Genomic DNA, 17,051 nt, shown 5'->3' with positions numbered 1-17,051 from the left:
ACGCGTTAACGAGCAAAACGATGGTTACCAATCTCAACCGTTACAGGACGTGACCAAATCCACTTGGATTTAGCTGTATCCGGGTTAAAGAAGTACAGGGAGCCGTTGCTTGGATCCTTCCCATTCATCGCGTCTTGGACCGCTTTTCTCGTACTTTCATTTAATTTATGTGTCAAATTGCCGTCATGGACAGGCGAAAACGCATTGGGAGCATAAATAACCTCCCGTACCGTATGTGGAAAATCATCTGAAGCAACCCGATTCAATACAACGGCAGCAATCGCTACCTGTCCTTCATACGGTTCTCCCCGGCCTTCCGCATACACTAACCGGGCGAGCAGTTCCATATCCCTCTCCGAAACTTTCACTGTTCCATTGCGAACCACTCTGGGGCGACTATCACGACTAACCTGTACAGACTCGCGTTTTACTGCTGTAGCAGATATGGTTGGTTTCTTTTCCTTCTTTGAAACTTGTTCCGATGGCGACGTTGTACTATCGAGAACAGGGAGGATTGGTACCGGTTGTGGTGCCATTGCACTTGTCGGTGTGACAAATAAGCATAGCAGCATCAATCCAAAACTGTTCAAAAAGAAGAAAAAGCGCGTTGGCGCTTCTCGTGACAACATGGTGTGAACCACTCCTTTTCGCTTTTTGCGTTTTGATTGCGGAAGCGAATCAGGTCTTTTGCAAGTCTATCGGTCTTAATGGAGTGGTTCAAGAGGGAAATGGTACCATAGCACTATTTACAAAACAGCATTTATCATGAAAGTGTTTTCATGAACAGATGTTTCCTCGATAAAAAAGCCACTTTCCCGTTGAGAAAGTGGCTTTCGTGTGCAGCTTTAGGCTGCTCTTATTTTTCTGTAATTGCAATGGATTTAATAGTAATCGTTTGCTCTGGAACACTTGGTTCACCCGTTTGTGGGTTTTTCTTTACTTTTGTTCCGGCAATTTTTTGAACAACATCCATGCCACCCGTGACTTTTCCGAAAATCGTGTAGTTCGGAGAGTTGTCCAATCCTGTCACGTCAGGTCCAGAACCAATGAAGAATTGGCTACCATTCGTGTTTTTACCGGAATTCGCCATGGCAACCACGCCTGGTTCATATTTATGACCATTTTTCAATTCGTCTTCAAACGTGTAACCTGGACCACCCATGCCAGATCCCAATGGATCGCCTGTTTGAATCATGAAGTCTTTGATGACGCGGTGGAACTTAATGCCGTCATAGAACTTGTCCTTTGCGAGGAAGACAAAGTTGTTGACAGCAATGGGGGCATCTTTTTCAAACAGATCGATCGTAATGTCTCCCATGGAAGTAGATATTTTTGCTTGATAATCTTTTGCTTTGTCAATCTGCATAGCCGGAGCCTTCTCGTATTTCTTCTCTCCGGTTGGACCCGGTGGGTTAGCTGGCTCTTTGGATGCTGGTTTCTCTGCTGGCGTAGTCGGTTGATTAGGAGCGGCTTGATTGCTTCCTGTAGAACAACCCGTAACCAAGGCGATTGCCGTCAGACATGTGAACAGAGTTGTCATCATTTTTCTCATCTTATGCACCTTCCTTTGTATCATATCGTTGGGTGGTTCGGTTTCGAATTATAACACAAATCGAAGAGCATTTGCCAATCCGCTAGTTTCCTTTCCAATCTCGCGTGGTATGATTGGAAGAAAAGGGTGATCAATGTGGCAGAGCGATTTGAGACCAAAACGGTACATATCGGACATGACCCTTTGCAGGGAGTAAAGAGCAAAACGACACCGATTTATCAAACCTCTGTTTTTGCCTTCGAAGGCTTGGAAGAAGTAGAACAATACTACGTCGGCGAAGGTGAATACTTGTACACCCGAAATGGAAATCCCAACCAGGCTGAGCTAGCTCATGCAATCGCAGTTTTAGAAGGCGCCGAGGGAGGTGTCAGTGCTGCCTCCGGTATGGGAGCGATCATGGCGGGTTTACTTGCCGTTCTTTCCCCTGGCGATCACGTTCTGGCATCCCATGAAATTTATGGCGGTACTGTATAAGGAGCTGTCGCGGTTTGGAATCGAGCTTGGATGCATCCAGCTTGGGCAAACGACAAAGCTTGCTGATCACGTTCGCCCGACGACGCGGCTGTTTTTCGTGGAGAGCATCACTAATCCGCTATTGACGGTTGTAGATTTGCCATACTGGATCAAGGAAGCAAAAAGACTTGGCTTAACCGTCATGGTGGATAATACGTTTGCGACCCCGTATTTGGTACAACCCGTTTCATTCGGAGCAGATCTTGTCGTGCACAGTGGAACCAAATACATAGGTGGACATAGCGATGTGACGTCAGGTGTTTTGGTTGGATCACAGGCGATAATCAAGCGTGCTACCGAGATCGTAGTCAACTACGGTGCGTCTCTTAGTCCTTTTGAGGCTTGGTTGACATCACGGGGTTTGAAAACACTAGCAGTGAGAATGGAGCGTCAATGCGATAATGCCAGTCAGATTGCTGCGTTTCTTCGTGATCATCCTGCAGTTGCACGGGTGTATTACCCAAGTCCTACGGAGACCTTCTTTTTTTCAAGGCAAAAACAGGGGGCAATGATATCCTTTGCTCTGGCAGACGAGACGAAGATTTACGATTTTTACCGGGCACTTGACTGGATCAAGCTGGCTCCGTCTCTGGCAGGTGTGGAGACGAGTGTATCTCATCCAGTTACGACGTCTCACCGTGCTTTTTCAGAAGAGCAGCGCAAGGAAACGGGAATCACGATGGGACTGGTACGGTTATCGGTCGGAATCGAGGCTGTTCAAGACATTCAGCTAGCATTAGATGCCGCATTAGGGAAATAATTCAAAAAACTTTGCCACATTATGAAACTTTCTTCCTAAGAAATACGTATTACTTAGTTAGAGTAGTCTCAGATTGTAGTGGAGAAAGTCCATTCTGAGAACATGCTTTAGTCTGGAAGAAACCGAGGAAAACGCAAATGGGAATGGCTATGAAGCAACCATCGGGGCCATCATCCGGAGATTATTATGAATCTCGTCCATTTACGGAACTATATGACGAATATTTTGATCGCGTCAATCGGTATTTACGATGCCGGGTTCAAAGTACGTGGGATGCCGATGATTTGACCACCGTGGTCTTTTTAAAAGCGCTAGAAAAATTCGAGCAATATAGCAGAACAAGTCCATTCGCATCGTGGATTTTTCGTATTGCTCACAATACATATGTGGATTTTATGCGGAAAAACAGGGAGTTTCCAGTTGACCAGGAGGATTTTCTAGGAGCAGAGCCGGACGACACATGGCAGCCGGAACGACAGGCGCTGACGAATGAAGAGATTCGTCTGCTTCGTGATCGTCTGGATTTGTTGTCTCAGGATCAACGAGACGTGTTGATGCTCCGGTACTTTGCTGACCTCAAAATCAGTCAGGTAGCTGAGGTGCTCGGCAAAACAGAATCGAGTATCAAAATGATTTCTTATCGCGGATTACAAAAACTTCAGAAGATGTATGAGAGGGGGGACTCCGAATGAGAGAAGAGGAGAAGCACCCCCAGGATCATCAATCGGATGATCAAACTGTAACCCAGCTCCTAGCCCATTTGAAGCAGATGCGCGGATCGGTTCCAGTCAATTATCAGCTGAAATCAGACCTGAAAAAACAATTGCTCCAGAAAATGAGAGATCTCGAAGCCAAACAGACAAAGGCCCCAAATGCCGCTCCTAAAAAGCTTGGGAAGTTGGTTTGGAGCGGAATCGCTGCTGCTGCTCTCATCCTTGCCATAGGTGGATTTGTGTGGTGGAACAATTCCTCTCTTGCCGTTCGAGAGCATGAAGTACTTACGCTGCCAGCACAAGCGGCCGTGGAGCTTGTTGATATTGATAGCAAAGCCACTCAGCTCGCTTATATCCATAATAATACAGAGCTGAAAACCATTCCAATCGACGCGGAACTAAAGCCAGTTACGATCAAATTGCCGCCAACCGAAGGCAAATACACGGGGGTTGCGTGGTCTAATTCCGGGAAGAAAATCGCTGTCGTCGAGCAAGATAAAAAATTATCGCGAATATGGATTGTGGAGATGCCGACAAGCTACAGCATAGGAGGCAGCCGATTGCTGAAGGAAGAAGAAGGGGTCGTGTATTCTTCACCAAGCTGGTCTGAACACGATGATTCGCTTGCCTTTACTCGCTCGAAAAATGGCGTCGATGAAATTTGGGTGAGCAGCACAGTTTCGTTCCAAGAGTGGAAGCTTGTAGAAGGCTCTCAGCCTAAATGGTCACCAGATGGAAGCTTGCTTGCCTTCAATAAAGCCGGTGAAGTACAGCTGATGGAAATGCGAACAGGGAAAGTTACCTCGCTTGCAGTGGGACAGTGGGCATCGTGGAGCTCCGATACGAGATTGACCTATACACACCCCGATGGAACACTGATGGAAGTAAACGTGGGTGTAGAGCCTTTTGTGACACGCGAGCTACCATTGCGAAACCAGTCATCGGAAGAGCTGATCAAAGGAAACTGGGCAAACAAAGGTAAGCACTTACTGCTTATCGCACGCCATGATCAACTGCAACAACTGGTTATCTCTTTGGCGTCACGAAAATGAGCGGAGGAACAAGCATGAGATGGAAATGGGTGTTAATCTTTGTCATCACATGGCTTAGCTTTTCGATACGCCCAGCTATGGCAGAGAGCAACGTAGACATACAATTCGAAATACCCTTAAGTGGTATCGTCAAATATGAATCATGGATGAGACTAAACGTAAAGGTAACTAGTCAGGAAAAGGATTTCACAGGATCTGTAGAGTTATCGCAGCGACAAGTCAAAAAAAATAATGAATTGAAACTTCGGCGTCCGATAAAGCTCGAGCAAGGAAAGAGTACAACCGTATACTTTGATATGCCTTCCCAAATATTGCTCGATGATTGGTACGTTCAGGTTACGCAAAACGGTCAAGTTGTCAAAAGTGAAAAGCTGCGTATCTCATATCCAACAGACGGACGCACAATTGGGGTGATTAGCGAGGAGGGCAATGCATTTCATTTCCTTGCCGTCAATCAGTCTCAATCCAAAATGAATCGTCCCTTGTCCGTACAAAATCTCACGGAACAAATGTTACCTGACCAATCATGGATTTACGAAAACATAGACATGTTAGCGCTGGCAGGCAATAGTGGCTCCACAATAAATGATCAGCAGATGGCTGCGATCAAGGAATGGATCCAGCTGGGAGGGATCGTAGTTGTTTCCGCAGGTCCCAATCAAGATGGGATGATCCAGCGGTTTGCTGATATTCTCCCTGTGGAAGCCGGAAAAGCTGGTAATATTGATCTGCAGCAAGCACTTAGTGAGTATGACATTGCAAAAGTTGCGCCAAAAGGCAGTATTGGTGTATACAACCGTGACTTGCCCTTATTTGTGTCAAAACCATACGGCAGAGGGTTGCTACTATTTGTCAACTATGATGTGACAGCAGAGCCGTTGGCATCGTGGCAATTCAATCCACAACTGTGGCAGAATGCAATGACCCAGCATGGCGCCAAGAAGATTTTTGAAGAGAAGCTTTTTATGGATCAAATGACCCGGCCTTTTCTAGACTTGAGCAAGAAGATTCCTGAAGTGCAAACTCCTCCGCCAACCTGGATGGTGGCGTTATGGGGCGGATACGTAATTGTACTCGCACCATTGACATACTTCATTCTAAGAAGAATGAGAAAACCTGAATGGGCGTGGGGAGTCATCCCGTTGGGAGGAATTTTCTTGACCGTCGCTATATTCGCGATTGGAAAGCCTGCTGTAGTGAAAACGAGTACTAGCTACGCCGTAACCAAGATCGATATATTAGATGAGTCTTTGGCTCATGTTCGCTCAGCCGCAACGTTTTTAGGGGTGGATCAGAACGACTATGATGTTCAGCTTGAACCTTCGATCGTTGCTCTGCCCTTGACAGTAGGACGAAATGATTATCGACCAGAGGGACTAATGAATGGCGAGGAGCTTCTCTCTTTCCGTAATCTACCCTATTTGACACCGAAACAGGCAATCGGTATCGGGGTAAAGCACGACATGGGGGCTTTTGATGCTTCCTTGCGAATCAATGAGAATCGTGTGCAAGGGCACGTGAAAAACAATACGGAGTTTGCCTACGATCAAACGTATATTGAAATTGGTTTTCAGCGAATTCCTCTTGGGCCTTTGAAAAAGGGAGAAGAAAAGCAGATTGACAGTGTGCTTGAGCCCCTGTTTATGCCAAGAAAACCACAAGCATCAAACGAATTGCAAACGTTGGAAGAGCGAATCAAAGAAATGAGGGAAAGAGTCGTTGAGTACGAAGAGGGAAATCAGGTAAGTATCATCGGTACAACGACAGAGCCTCTTCCTCTGATGACAATGCAGGTGCCTCACCAAGCACATTACTGGAATGTCATTCAGCAGCCAATTCAATTCCAGCCGAATGAACAAGGCATCGTGACTTTTCCGTATGGCTTGCTTGATGCAGAGGTGTATGAAACGACAGGGGACTTCGATAGTACCGGATACATTTGGCAGATTGGAAAGGGCAGCATTACGTTTGAGCTGCGTGCAGACAAAGCCGCGATCAATATGAAGCGAATTACGGTACCACTGAATCACAGTTCATTTAAGCCTTTCCGGATAGAATACTTCCACCAAAAGAGTGGTAGGTGGATACCTGTTGAGCGTGGGACGAGACTTGTCCTCGACAAAGAACTCCAACAAGCGTTAACGCCAAATCAATCGTTATTGCTTCGTTTTTCCCATAATGGAACGTCACGATTAGCTCTACCAGAGCCAATTTTCCAGGTAGAGGGGGTGCGGAAATGGTAATCGAAACCATTCATTTAGGAAAGAGATACGGCAATTTGCAAGCGTTGACGGATTTGAACCTTTCCATCGAACCAGGAAAGGTGTTTGGCTTTATTGGTCCAAATGGCGCTGGAAAATCTACCACGATGCTCATCTTGTCTACCCTTCTGGAACAGAGTGATGGGGAAGCATTTGTCTGTGGCTACAATGTACGAAAAGACCCTGCCAGTGTTCGCCAGTCTGTGGGATACATGCCCGATTTTTTTGGTGTATATGACAATTTGACAGCGGTGGAGTATTTGGAGTTTTATGCCGGAGCGTACAAAATTCCTGCCTCCAAAAGACGGGCACTCGTAAGTGATCTTTTAGAACTAGTGAATTTGTCTCACAAAGCAGACGCTTTCGTCGACTCATTATCTCGAGGCATGCAACAGCGTCTAGGGTTAGCACGTTGTCTCGTACATGATCCGGCCGTGCTGATTTTGGATGAACCGGCGTCAGGACTGGATCCGCGTGCTCGTATCGAATTGCGCGAAATTATGAAGCAACTACGCGAAATGGGTAAGACGATTATTATCAGCTCCCATGTTTTGCCGGAGCTAGCCGAGCTGTGTGATGATATTGGTGTCATTGAAAAAGGCAGATTAATTGCGTATGGCTCCGTGCACGAGGTCAGTAATCGGGACACAGGCCAAAGCCGTATGCAATTAAGAGCCCTGCGGAACTTGGACAAAGCTGGACTTCTGTTAGCGAGCTCTCCGTATGTGCATCAATTGACGGATTATATGGGAGGCTTTCGCTTCTACTTTCAAGGGACGGAGCAACAAAAAGCTGAATTGCTTCAAGAACTGCTGGATGAGCAGGTCGCAGTCGTCTACTATGGAGATTCCAAGAAAGATTTAGAAGACGTCTTCTTAGCGATTACGGAAGGAGTCGGTATGGAGTGAGCGACTTCTTGTTCAATCCTCTTTTGGTAAAAGAAATGCGGGAAAGATTCCGCTCAAGAAAAACCATGCTCATTTTAGCGATTTACTTATTTGTCATGGGGGGAATACCGATGGGCTTTTTGCTCATGGACCCCTTAAAGGCCGAATCGTTAGGGGATAACCGGGATCTGTTTCTGATATCTGCGGGGATACACTACGCGATGATTTGCTTTGTGGCACCTGCCCTGACTGCTGGAGCGATCAGTGGGGAGAGAGAACGCCAGACCTTGCATATTTTGCTGACGACCCAATTGTCGACGCGCACGATTATTTTGAGCAAGCTCATTACGTCTTTGGCGTTCTCTACTCTACTGTTGGTTGCCTCGATGCCTTTGTACAGTATTGTGATGCTGTACGGAAGCGTCTCCCCGGAACAAATGGCCCAGCTTGTCCTTTTTCTCGCGGTGAATATGTTTTTTCTCGGGTCGCTGGGATTGTTCTGTTCTACTTGGATTAAACGAACGTCGATCTCGACGGTCACCACATACGGTATTGCCTTCTTTTTTGTGGTAGGAACTGGCTTGCTGTTCTTTTTTATCGGTGAGTCCTTGCAACAGGCGCATCCGGAACGGTACGTCAATTCGAATGTTTGGAGCATGTATGAGCTACAGATGTTGGCAGGGATGAACCCTATCATCGTGTTGTTCGATATTTTAGGCGAGTCGTTCGATCAATCCGATGACATCACTTTTGCACCGTGGTTGTTTTTCTCATGTGTGTACGTGGTTCTTTCCTTTGTGCTCGTCATCTGGAGCGCTTATTTGTTAAAACCAATTCGCCGAAAATGGTGGAGTTGGAAGAAACGACCTGTTCGTGTACAATGAAAAAGGTGCGTGGGAAAAGGGAGGTTTTTTTGTGAGCGATCAACAAGTGCAGATCATTGATTTTGAAGAACTGCTTCGTGCGATTGAGAGCCGTCTGGCATCTGCTGGCATGTATGTCAAACGCGAAGCGATCGTGACGATTCTTCAGGCAGAAGAAGCATTTTTGCTTGAAAAAGGTGTTCTTGAAGAGTATAGTGAGTAATCAGCTAACAACCTGCCTCAAGTGGTAGGTTGTTTTTCATGGACAGGGAAGGCGCAGAGTTATTCGCCTGTTTGCTTCTCCCGGAAAAAAACGGTATGATGAAATAGAGTACGAATATCAGCATAAGGACGTGAACACATTGACAGAAGAGAACAAAGACCTAGAGTTGGGCGATATCATTACATTGGACGATGAAAATGGTGAACCGTTGGGGGATTTCGAAGTATTGGCTATGTTCGACCTGAACGGTAAAGAATATATTGCCTTGGCTGAAGCTGTGGAAGATGAAGAAAGCGAAGAAGATGAAGAAGTAGATATCTTCGTATTCCAAGTGGATGGCGGCGAAATGGTACCATTGGAAGAGGACGAGGAGAGCACTGTTTACGCGAAGCTGAACGAAGTGCTGGAAGGCATCGAACTGATTAAAGAAGACAAGTAATCCCGATAGGAATGAAACAAGCCACTGCTGGCGTTAGAACCCAAGCAGTGGCTTTTTCTTGCGGTTGATCAGTCATTCATTTTAATAATGTTATCCTTAAGGTCTCGTACAACGAGAAGGCATGTATAGTCGGTATCTTGCAGTTCCCGAACCAATGCCGAGCATTCGTCTTTTGTAAGACCTAGCTTTTCGAGACGGGTACGGAGTTCTTTACCGCCATTGTCAAAGAAATGCGCCATGCTGTCAATGTGACCGACGGCACTTTCAAAATGGGTGCTGTATTTATAAAAATTGTTTCGTTGATTGGAGTGATTTTTATCAGGATTCCATTTCAAAACCCAGATATCATCACTGTTGTATCCGGCAGAATTTAGTGCATGAACGTCAGAAGCTAGCTCAGCATCATACTTATGGAATTTAACAAACGGCTTGGTAGCACTGATCAAAAGTATTCCCCCCTTTTTCGCCTCAGGAATCGATGCCTTACTAGGATGTCCAAAGCTTATGAGCGAATGAATGGAAATACCTGAGGCATATTTTCCTTGATCGTAGCAGGATTTACGCAGTGGGGGAAGAAATAGAGAAAGGGAAACAAATGTTTTGGTTTTTCATTTTGACCAATCTTCACCATTAGTGCTACACTAATTAATGGAATATGCTTGTCATGTACAGAACGAATGAGAAACGAGGAATACTGAGAAGAATCGGCCATCTCGCTAGGGGCGAGGTGGCTTTTTTGCCCCATTTTGCTACTAGCGTTGAATACTATGGGAACCATACGGTACAATAGCGATTAAGTGTTCGCTTTTATTAGGAAAACGTTCCTCTCAAGGGGATTGAATCATCTCGGCGTTTCTCAAAAAAGGTGAATACGACGCTAGCCATCAGTAAAAAAGGCATGATCGTTTTTTCTACGTGTCCGAAGAGTAGAGGGGAGAGCGCGATTGAAGGAAACAGAAACACAGCAAACATTAACGTATACGGAAGAAGATATTCAGGTCTTAGAAGGCTTGATTGCTGTTCGAAAGCGGCCTGGAATGTACATAGGCTCCACGGGCTCGCGTGGCCTGCATCATCTGCTGTGGGAAATTGTAGATAACGCCAAAGACGAGGCGCTTGCAGGCGTTAATGATAGCATCATCGTCACTTTGTACAAGGATGGCAGTGTCAGCGTAGAGGACCATGGACGCGGAATTCCAACGGGTATGCACAAGACTGGCCGACCTGTACCAGAAGTTATTTTTACGACGCTCCATGCCGGTGGGAAATTCGGCGGTGGCGGATATAAAAAAAGTGGTGGCTTGCACGGGGTAGGCTCCAGTGTCGTTGTGGCTTTGTCCAAATGGCTTGAGGTCGAAATCCACCGCGAAGGCAAAATTCATAAGCAGCGCTTTGAATATGTTGTGGATGCAAATGGAACGGAGCATGTCGGTAAACCGGTTACCGGTCTTGAAATCACGGGGAACACCAAACGCACAGGAACAACGGTACGTTTTTTGCCGGATGATGCGGTGTTTGGCAATGCTCGCTTTGACTATGAGACGATTCGTGATCGTTTTCGTGAGACGGCATTCCTTCTGAAAAAGCTGCGCATGGTTTTGATTGACGAACGTGGACCTGAAAAGAAACGGGAAGAGTTTTACTTCGAAGATGGCTTGAAATCATACGTTTCTTACTTGAACGAAGGAAAAAATTCACTCCATCCGATCGTTTACTTCGAAGGAGAAAAGGACAATATCTATGTCGAGCTGGCTTTTCAGTACAATGACGGCTATGCAGAGACATTGGTGTCCTATGTCAACTCGATTGTAACAACGGATGGCGGAACTCATGTCACGGGCTTCCGCAATGGTACGACCCGGATTTTTAACGAATTTGCCCGGAAAAAAGGGTACTTGAAAGAAAAGGACCCGAACTTGACTGGAAACGATTTGCGGGAAGGTTTCCTCGGTGTATTGTCATTGCAAATGGCTGACGTCCAGTTTGAGTCCCAAACAAAAGACAAGCTGGGGAACGAAGAAGCACGGGCAATCGTAGAACAGATTGTTTCCGAAAAGCTAGGCTTCTTCCTCGAGGAAAATCCGGAAATAGGCAAGCTGCTGATTGACAAGGCAGTGCGTTCTGCTGAGATTCGCGAAGAGCTACGCAAACAACGCGAAGCCCTGCGCGGCGACAAGAAAGGCAAAACCGCGAAAAAGCGCAAATCGATTTCGGAAAAGTTCACTCCGCCGCAATACAGAGACTCCAAACGTAATGAGCTCTTCCTCGTCGAGGGGGATTCCGCAGGTGGCTCTGCAAAGCAGGCGCGTAATTCAGAGTTCCAAGCTTTGTTCAGCCTGCGTGGGAAGCCATTGAACACGGAAAAAGCAAAGCTATCCGAGGTATTGGCGAATGAAGAGTTCCGTACGATTCTCGAGGTGCTTGAAACCGATATTGGCGAAGAGTTTTCCATCGAAAACTGTGCATTTGATAAAGTCATCATCATGTCTGACGCGGACGTTGACGGCTCGCACATTCAAACGCTGCTCTTGACCTTCTTCTTCCGCTACATGCGCCCGATGATTGCAGCTGGTCACTTGTATATTGCGCAACCGCCTTTGTATCAGGTGAAAAAGCAAAGCAAGGGCAAGCAGACTGAGGCGATCTACTGTTGGAGTGATTACGAGCTGGAACAGGCGTTGAAAAAGGTTGGTCGCGGTGCTGAGGTGCAGCGCTACAAAGGTTTGGGTGAGATGAACGCCGATCAGCTATGGGAAACAACCATGGACCCTGAGACGCGCAAGCTCATTAAGGTTGAACTGGAAGACCTCGCTCACTGTGAGAAGCTGGTAACCGTTTTGATGGGTGATAAAGTCCCACCACGGCGTGAGTGGATTGAGAACCACGTCACCTTTGAAGTGGGGGAGGATGAGTAAGCATGCTGTCCAATCAAATTATTAATCAGAGCTTCGCGGAGATTATGGGAAAGCGCTTTGGTGACTATGCCAATCTGGTTATTCTCTCACGCGCGATCCCAGATGCTCGCGATGGACTAAAACCGGTACAGCGCCGTATTTTGTATGCCATGTACCAAGAAGGCAACACGAACGATAAACCATACCGGAAATCAGCGAAAACAGTCGGGTACGTGATGGGTACCTATCACCCGCACGGTGACTCGGCGATTTACGAAACGATGGTGCGGATGGCGCAATGGTGGAAAATGCGCCAGGTGCTCATTCAAGGCCACGGAAACTTTGGTAGCTTGGATGCAGACCCGCCAGCCGCTATGCGTTATACCGAATCCAGACTGTCAGCATTGGCCAATGAGCTACTGCGTGATATTGAAAAGGATACGGTTACATTCATCCCGAACTACGACAACTCCGCTCAACAACCGGCAGTATTGCCTTCACGGTTTCCCAATCTTCTCGTGAATGGCGCTGCCGGGATCGCGGTTGGTTTTGCAACGGACATCCCTACTCACAATTTGGGTGAAGTCATCGATGCGGCTGTGGCCCAGATGAAGAACCCGAATATCTCGCTGGATGAGCTGATGCAGCATGTCAAAGGTCCAGATTTTCCGACAGGCGGCATTGTTCAAGGGCTGTCCGGAATTCGCAAGGCGTTTGAGACAGGCCGTGGCCAATTCATCATTCGCGGGAAGACCCATGTAGAGGAGCCAAAAGGCGGCAAGATCAAAAAAATCGTCGTTTCCGAAATCCCTTACGAAGTGGTCAAGTCGAAGCTCGTTGGCCAAATCGATGAGCTCGTGATGGAGCGCAAAATCGAGGGGGCACTGGCGGTTCGCGATGAAACGGGTCGCAAAGAGGCCGAGCAGAAAAAAGTCCGCATCGTAGTGGATATTCGCAAAGAAGCGGATGAGCAGGCGATTCTCAACTACCTGTACAAAAATACCGATCTGCAAATCTATTACAATTACAACATGAACGTGATTCATGAGGGGACCATCCGTCAGATGGGACTCAAGGCTTTGTTGGGGGCGTACATCGACCACCAAAAAGAAGTCGTCACGAATCGCTGCCAATATGATCTGGATCGAAAGCAAAGCCGCGAGCATATCGTGGAAGGCTTGATTCGCGCCAAGTCCATTTTGCGTCAGATCGTTGATACGATTATGGATTCGGAAGATCGTGCAGATGCCAAGAAAAACATCATGGAGAAATACGGCTTCACCGATAACCAAGCCGATGCGATCTTGAGCATTCAGCTCGCTTCTTTGACACGTTTGGATATCGTCAAGCTGGAAAAAGAATTGGCTACATTAGCAAAAGAAATCGAGGAACTGAAATCGATTTTGGCAAGCGAGAAAAAGTTGATTCAAGTCATTACAGGCGAGCTGAACGAGATCAAGAAAAAATACGCAGAAGAGCGTCTAACAGAAATCCAGGGCGAGATCGAGGAAATCAAAATCGATATTGCCATGCAAATCAATGCAGAGGATTGTATCGTAACCCTGACGAACGAAGGATATATCAAGCGGACAAGCCCGCGCTCCTTCAAATCAGTGGGGGGAACGCTGGAGACATGTGGGGTAAAAGAAGGCGACCGTGTCCGTTATTTCATGGAGACGAATACGTCTCACACTGCTCTCTTCTTTACCCAGGATGGTAAATACTTCGCCACACTGGTTAACGCCTTCCCGGACGATAAGTGGAAGGATATCGGTTCGGCTCTCGTCAATATCATCCCGTTGGAGAAGAATCAGCGGATCGTTGGCTTTACGATCGTAGAAAACTTCAAACAACCGCTGTATGTATACCATGTAAGTAAAAATGGTTTGATGAAAAAGACGGCGTTGTCCGAATACGAAACCAATCGTTCGAGTGCGTTGGTAGCTGCAAAGCTAAAAGGCGGCGATGACGAGTTTATGAATGTATTCGTGGCGGACGAAGCTGGAGCAATACTCGGTGCGACGAAAGATGGCATGGGCATCCGATTCCAGCGCAGCGAAGTCAGCGCAACGGGTAGAGCGTCGAGCGGGGTAAAAGCAATCGCACTTGCTCCTGGCGACGATGTCATCACGATGCTTCCGATTGAGGAAGTCGATTCTCGTGCCTTTAGCTTGTTGACGGCTGAAGGGGTTGTAAAACGCACAGCCATTGGTGCAATCCCACTTCAGGCTCGCGCAGGCAAAGGGGTACAGTTGATTCGTAAACGAAAAAATAACCCGCATGAGCTTGTTGCGATGTTCCTCGAGGAAACGGTTTATGCCTGGACGTCGCAGAACGAATGGACCCTTGTTGAGACAGAGCAAGTGATCGTCAACGAGCAAGGTGGCATTGGCCGACAACTGATCGAGGGTGGGGTAAAAGCAGTTGCTTTTGAAACCATTTTGCCGACGGATGAACCGAAAGACGAAGCGACGGCAAAAGGCTCAGGAGACGGATCTGGCACACCAGGACAACAGAAAACGTCGAATGTCCAGGCTAATTTGTTCGATGGAGATCATCGTAAATAAAAGGAATGATGAATAGATGGCGTTTGAAGCCTTTGTTTCACCGCTAAGCTGGCAGCAGGTTTCTCTGCTCCTCGATACTGTGCAATATTTCGAAGACGCGCCAAAACTGCTCTCTCTTCCACAAGAACAAGGAGCAGCTGTGCCTGTGCCGATTACGTCAGCCACATTGAAGTCGATGCTTGGTTGTTTGGACGAAGAGGAAGCATTTAGCCGCAAAGCTTTTTCATTGAGATGGGAAACAGCTGGGGACGAAGCGAGTGGCTTTCTCGTTGTCGAGCTCCCGAATGGAGACACAGTGAGACAGCCAGCCGTTCTATCCGCCTTTTCTCCGGTTTAACAAATAAACGAATAAACGCTTTGGTGACGCGCTTGCATCCATAACAGGATGTGAGTGATTCGCCAAAGCGTTTTTTGCATACAAAAAGATTGCCAGTGAATTGGCATATGTGGTACAGTTTGAACACGAGTTATTGCGCAATAAAGTTAGTAACTTACTAAATGGCAACCATATCACTGGAGGATGGAATCATGGAAAAAGTCATCGATCAAAAGGCTTTTAAGGACGTCATTCGGGAGCGTCGTTCTGTACGTCATTACGATCCAACAGCAAAAATCTCGCGGGATGAACTAAAAGAAATATTGAAGGAAGCAACCTTGGCACCTTCCAGCTCTAACCTCCAGCCATGGCGGTTTTTGATTATCGATGAACAGCCATTGAAAGAGAAGCTGCTCCCCATCGCATTTAACCAAAAGCAGGTGGTAGAGGCTGCGGCAATCATTGCAGTTCTAGCCGATTATGAGGGCTACAAGCAAGCCGGGAGCATTTACAAAAAAGCGGTAGAAGCAGGCTACATGACAGAGGAAGTAAAAGCTACACTCATCGACAACATCAACAAGCGTTATGAAAATCGGGATCGAGCAATCATCAAGGAAATTGCTTTGGTAGACGGAGGTCTCGTCTCGATGCAATTGATGCTCGTTGCCAAGGCAAGAGGGTATGACACGGTGCCAATGGGAGGCTATAACAGCGAGAAATTCAAGGAAGCTTTCCAAATCCCAGATCAATATGAAACGGTCATGCTGATTGCAGTTGGTAAAGCCGCAGAGCCTGGTCATCCGACTACTCGTCTGGATGTAGAAGAGATTACGTTCTGGAATGAGATGCCGAATAAATAAGCATGAAGAAATGGAATAGCCTTGGCCTAATCTGATTTTTGGGCCTGGGCTTTTTTCACGTTTGCAAGCTTTCGAGGGGTAGACATGCTGGCAATCAGGTCAAATGGGGCGTACAATAGAAAGACATGACAGCGAAAGAAGGGTGCAGGATGAAAAGATTGTTGGCAATCAGCGATATTCATGGGGAATTGGAGAAACTGGAATCGTTGATAGAGCAAGTTCAGTACGATCCACAAAACGATCAATTGATCCTGCTAGGTGATTATATAGACCGTGGACCAGAGTCGAAGGGGGTCGTCGAAAAGGTAAAACAGCTCCATGCAGAAGGGGCAATTGTGTTGATGGGCAACCATGATCATATGATGGTTAAATCATTCGAGCAAGACCCAGTCTTTATCGAACGATGGTTCCGAAACGGCGCACAAAAGACGTTGGCGAGCTATGGTCATACCGCAGCAGATACGGAATCTGGTGCACCAGAAACCTTGGAAATTACTGCTTCAGTCAATGAGCATCTGGAATTTTTGGCTGGCTTAGACAGCTATTATGAAACCGATGATTATATTTTTGTTCACGGGGGTGTCCATCCCGAGACTCCAGTTGCAGAGACTGACCCGTATCTCCTGATGTGGATACGTGATGAGTTCCATAAAGGCTACCAGGGTGAGAAGACCGTTATTTTTGGTCACACGCCAACCAATTATTTGCACGGTAAACATGATGTGTTTTACGGAGAAAATAAAATCATCGGCATTGACGGAGGTGCCGTATATGGCGGCCGTCTGCATTGTTTGGAGCTTCCCAGCCGAAAGGTTTACTCGGTAGAGTAATCGAACAAAAACAAAAGGCTTTCACTTCTCTTTAGAAAGAGAGGGTGAAAGCCTTTTTGATATACGTCAAGATAAGTTAAGAGTAATATTGTAATGAAATTAATTTAAATAAATTGCAAAAATTAATAATTAAAGGCTTGTCTTCTAATATTTGGGATAGTAAAATATTCCCAACTCACTCATATTCTTATTGTTTACTATCATATTAGCCCACGTGAATATTTGCAAATTAATGACCAATTTCCCCTGCTATACTCACTAAAACGTGACCGTTAAACTAATCGTCACCCTTATTCCACTACTAGAGAAGACAAAAGTACC

15 protein-coding genes and 1 pseudogene are annotated in these 17,051 nt (G+C 46.5%); 13 read left to right on the top strand and 3 right to left on the bottom strand.

Annotated elements, in window-relative coordinates:
• Positions 1-5 precede the first annotated feature (5 nt).
• On the bottom strand, positions 6-629 hold the full coding sequence (locus ODZ53_RS06270) for a cell wall hydrolase (RefSeq protein ID WP_372676344.1): 624 nt from the start codon (positions 627-629) through the stop codon (positions 6-8).
• A 227-nt stretch (positions 630-856) separates the two neighbouring features.
• The gene (locus ODZ53_RS06265) at positions 857-1,552 is read right to left on the bottom strand and encodes a peptidylprolyl isomerase (RefSeq protein WP_015891563.1); all 696 of its coding nucleotides are present in this window, start codon (positions 1,550-1,552) and stop codon (positions 857-859) included.
• A 126-nt stretch (positions 1,553-1,678) separates the two neighbouring features.
• Here ODZ53_RS06265 and ODZ53_RS06260 point away from each other — a divergent pair.
• From ODZ53_RS06260 to ODZ53_RS06225, 8 genes and pseudogenes are all read left to right on the top strand, one after another.
• A pseudogene (locus ODZ53_RS06260) lies at positions 1,679-2,825 on the top strand (trans-sulfuration enzyme family protein).
• 137 nt (positions 2,826-2,962) lie between these two features.
• Complete coding sequence (locus ODZ53_RS06255; RefSeq protein WP_015891561.1) at positions 2,963-3,517, top strand: RNA polymerase sigma factor; 555 nt, start codon at positions 2,963-2,965, stop codon at positions 3,515-3,517.
• Positions 3,514-4,590, top strand: a complete 1,077-nt coding sequence (locus tag ODZ53_RS06250) for a TolB family protein (RefSeq protein ID WP_372676343.1) — start codon at positions 3,514-3,516, stop codon at positions 4,588-4,590. The genes ODZ53_RS06255 and ODZ53_RS06250 overlap by 4 nt, the downstream gene beginning before the upstream one ends.
• A gap of 14 nt (positions 4,591-4,604) precedes the next feature.
• Positions 4,605-6,833: a hypothetical protein gene (locus ODZ53_RS06245; protein ID WP_372676342.1), complete on the top strand. Its 2,229-nt coding sequence runs from the start codon at positions 4,605-4,607 to the stop codon at positions 6,831-6,833.
• On the top strand, positions 6,827-7,759 hold the full coding sequence (locus ODZ53_RS06240; RefSeq protein ID WP_372676341.1) for an ABC transporter ATP-binding protein: 933 nt from the start codon (positions 6,827-6,829) through the stop codon (positions 7,757-7,759). Before ODZ53_RS06245 ends, ODZ53_RS06240 begins: the two co-directional genes overlap by 7 nt.
• Positions 7,756-8,622, top strand: coding sequence for an ABC transporter permease (locus tag ODZ53_RS06235; RefSeq protein WP_372676340.1), 867 nt, complete (start codon positions 7,756-7,758; stop codon positions 8,620-8,622). Before ODZ53_RS06240 ends, ODZ53_RS06235 begins: the two co-directional genes overlap by 4 nt.
• Positions 8,612-8,824, top strand: coding sequence for a hypothetical protein (locus ODZ53_RS06230; RefSeq protein WP_016743483.1), 213 nt, complete (start codon positions 8,612-8,614; stop codon positions 8,822-8,824). The genes ODZ53_RS06235 and ODZ53_RS06230 overlap by 11 nt, the downstream gene beginning before the upstream one ends.
• Before the next feature lie 139 nt (positions 8,825-8,963).
• On the top strand, positions 8,964-9,263 hold the full coding sequence (locus ODZ53_RS06225; protein WP_007718819.1) for a DUF1292 domain-containing protein: 300 nt from the start codon (positions 8,964-8,966) through the stop codon (positions 9,261-9,263).
• A 68-nt stretch (positions 9,264-9,331) separates the two neighbouring features.
• Here the strand turns inward: ODZ53_RS06225 and ODZ53_RS06220 are convergent, their stop codons facing one another.
• Positions 9,332-9,709, bottom strand: coding sequence for a YflT domain-containing protein (locus ODZ53_RS06220; protein WP_016743484.1), 378 nt, complete (start codon positions 9,707-9,709; stop codon positions 9,332-9,334).
• Positions 9,710-10,207: 498 nt separating this feature from the next.
• Between ODZ53_RS06220 and ODZ53_RS06215 the strand changes: the two genes are divergently transcribed.
• The 5 genes from ODZ53_RS06215 (at position 10,208) to ODZ53_RS06195 (ending at position 16,730) form a co-directional block, all read left to right on the top strand.
• The gene (locus tag ODZ53_RS06215; protein ID WP_015891554.1) at positions 10,208-12,178 is read left to right on the top strand and encodes a DNA gyrase/topoisomerase IV subunit B; all 1,971 of its coding nucleotides are present in this window, start codon (positions 10,208-10,210) and stop codon (positions 12,176-12,178) included.
• Positions 12,179-12,180: 2 nt separating this feature from the next.
• Positions 12,181-14,724: a DNA topoisomerase IV subunit A gene (gene parC / locus ODZ53_RS06210; RefSeq protein ID WP_372676339.1), complete on the top strand. Its 2,544-nt coding sequence runs from the start codon at positions 12,181-12,183 to the stop codon at positions 14,722-14,724.
• A 16-nt stretch (positions 14,725-14,740) separates the two neighbouring features.
• The gene (locus ODZ53_RS06205; protein WP_199927780.1) at positions 14,741-15,061 is read left to right on the top strand and encodes a hypothetical protein; all 321 of its coding nucleotides are present in this window, start codon (positions 14,741-14,743) and stop codon (positions 15,059-15,061) included.
• A 191-nt stretch (positions 15,062-15,252) separates the two neighbouring features.
• On the top strand, positions 15,253-15,900 hold the full coding sequence (locus ODZ53_RS06200) for a nitroreductase family protein (protein ID WP_372676338.1): 648 nt from the start codon (positions 15,253-15,255) through the stop codon (positions 15,898-15,900).
• 149 nt (positions 15,901-16,049) lie between these two features.
• Positions 16,050-16,730 (top strand): metallophosphoesterase family protein, encoded by a 681-nt coding sequence (locus tag ODZ53_RS06195; protein ID WP_199927782.1) that lies wholly within the window; start codon positions 16,050-16,052, stop codon positions 16,728-16,730.
• Positions 16,731-17,051: the final 321 nt, after the last annotated feature.

Source organism: Brevibacillus sp. BD137, from assembly GCF_041644655.1.
GTDB classification, from domain to species: domain Bacteria; phylum Bacillota; class Bacilli; order Brevibacillales; family Brevibacillaceae; genus Brevibacillus; species Brevibacillus brevis_D.
Note: the sequence above shows the minus strand (reverse complement) of the source record. Positions and strands in the feature narration are given on the sequence as shown.

Bases quoted from the DNA above. Each gene is read 5' to 3' on its own strand.
- ODZ53_RS06270 (WP_372676344.1), bottom strand. From the start codon at position 629: ATGTTGTCACGAGAAGCGCCAACGCGCTTTTTCTTCTTTTTGAACAGT.
- ODZ53_RS06240 (WP_372676341.1), top strand. From the start codon at position 6,827: ATGGTAATCGAAACCATTCATTTAGGAAAGAGATACGGCAATTTGCAA.
- ODZ53_RS06250 (WP_372676343.1), top strand. From the start codon at position 3,514: ATGAGAGAAGAGGAGAAGCACCCCCAGGATCATCAATCGGATGATCAA.
- ODZ53_RS06265 (WP_015891563.1), bottom strand. From the start codon at position 1,552: ATGAGAAAAATGATGACAACTCTGTTCACATGTCTGACGGCAATCGCC.
- ODZ53_RS06195 (WP_199927782.1), top strand. From the start codon at position 16,050: ATGAAAAGATTGTTGGCAATCAGCGATATTCATGGGGAATTGGAGAAA.
- ODZ53_RS06245 (WP_372676342.1), top strand. From the start codon at position 4,605: ATGAGATGGAAATGGGTGTTAATCTTTGTCATCACATGGCTTAGCTTT.
- ODZ53_RS06205 (WP_199927780.1), top strand. From the start codon at position 14,741: ATGGCGTTTGAAGCCTTTGTTTCACCGCTAAGCTGGCAGCAGGTTTCT.
- ODZ53_RS06255 (WP_015891561.1), top strand. From the start codon at position 2,963: ATGGGAATGGCTATGAAGCAACCATCGGGGCCATCATCCGGAGATTAT.
- parC (WP_372676339.1), top strand. From the start codon at position 12,181: ATGCTGTCCAATCAAATTATTAATCAGAGCTTCGCGGAGATTATGGGA.
- ODZ53_RS06200 (WP_372676338.1), top strand. From the start codon at position 15,253: ATGGAAAAAGTCATCGATCAAAAGGCTTTTAAGGACGTCATTCGGGAG.